The sequence below is a fragment of the Pseudomonas sp. GP01-A4 genome (assembly GCF_058780865.1).
On sequence record NZ_JBYSWF010000149.1, the window covers coordinates 1 to 1,636 of the forward strand.

The following is a 1,636-nucleotide window of genomic DNA, read 5'->3' on the forward strand; positions in this document are numbered from 1 at the left end:
AGCCCCCACCGTGGCCCCGGCCGACTGCACTGCATTCAATGCATCCAGCAACCCGAACCCAACCCCTTCCATCACCGCATACCCCAGCATGGCCGGCGTGCAGTCATGCCCCAGGCTCATGAAACCACCCCGCAACAACGGGTCGTTATGGGGCGTGCGCTCCCCCGCCAAATACGGCAAAAACAACGGATTGGAAACCGGCACGCCCTGCCCGATCGGCAACTCGGCCTGCACCCGATCCAGCAACGCCTGCTCATCAACCGACCCCGTCAACCGCGTCACCCACCGCAAGCAACTGGCCCCGGCCAGCATGGCGCCCATGGTGTACCAGCGATTAGGCAACGCATGACAAAAACTATGCACCGCACTCGCCGGATTCCCCGCCGAGTGATCAGTAATCGCCACGATGGCCGCACTCGTCCCCAACGTGATAAACGCATCCCCCGCATTCACCGCCCCTATGCCCGCCGCCGCCACCGGGTTGTCCCCGCCACCGCCGGCAATCACCAGGCCCTCGGCCAAGCCCAGTCGCCCCGCCGCAGCCGCATTCAAACAAGCACTGGCCGCGCCACCTTCTACCAGCCGTGGCATCTGCGCCCATCGCAAACCCGTGGCCTGCAGCATCGGTTCAAACCATTCACGGTTGGCCACATCCAGCCACAACGTCCCCGCACCATCGGACACATCACTCACGCGCTCACCACTCAGGCGCAGGCGCAGGTAGTCCTTGGGCGACAGCACGCAATCAATGGCGCTGAATACCGCCGGTTCATGCTCCTGCAACCACAGCAGCTTGGGCGCCGTGAGACCGGCCATCGGCAAGCTGCCGGTGACGTCGGCAAACTCACTGCCCAAGGCTTCTGCCTGGGCCATGGCACGGGAGTCATCCCAGAGAATCGCCGGGTACAACACCCGGTCGTCTTGCCCCAGCAATACCGCCCCGTGCATCTGCCCGGACAACCCGATGCAGCCGACACGGCCGTAGGCATCCGGCTGATCAGTGCGCAGTTGGTCCAGGGCCTTCAGGCATGCTTGCCACCAATCCTCAGGCGCCTGCTCGGACCAGCCTGCGTGCGGGCGCGAGACCGTCAGCCGCGCGCCCGCATGGGCGAGGACGTTGCCTTGCTCGTCCATCAGGATCGCCTTGAGTTCCGAAGTGCCGAGATCAATACCAAGGGAAACCGCGTTGTTCATATCAGGGGCAGCCGCATGAGTTACGAATCTTCAGGGTGGGCGCGAGCCGCACGCTGTGTGTTTTACGCTTGGGCGACGCCATGCGCTCAATCAGCAGGTTGACCGCCCGGGCGCCGAGTTCCTGGACCGGCTGTGCGATCAGGGTCAGGCGTGGCACGAAGAAATCCGCCCAGTCAAAATCATCGAAGCCCACCAGGGCCATCTGCCCGGGCACGTCGATATTCGCATCACGCAAGGCGTGCATCGCACCCAGGGTCATCAGGTTGTTGCCCGCCATGATTGCTGTGGGCGGTGTTGCCAGGGCCAATAACTGCGCGGTCGCTTGCCGTGCCGGCTCGCTGCTGGAACCACCGTTGACCAGCAATTGCGGGTCAAACACCAACCCTGCCGCCTGCAACGCGGCTTGATAGCCGGCCACGCGCTCATCGGAAGTGCCCAGCCC

At 64.2% G+C, this 1,636-nt stretch carries 2 protein-coding genes; both read right to left on the minus strand.

The window, feature by feature from the left end; all coding sequences use genetic code 11:
- The coding region (gene xylB / locus AC3WKX_RS34225) for a xylulokinase (RefSeq protein ID WP_102651272.1) at window positions 1–1,194 on the minus strand (1,194 nt) is incomplete at its 3' end.
- Window position 1,195: 1 nt separating this feature from the next.
- Window positions 1,196–1,636 (minus strand): substrate-binding domain-containing protein (locus AC3WKX_RS34230; RefSeq protein ID WP_146013756.1); only part of this gene is annotated, 441 nt, incomplete at its 5' end.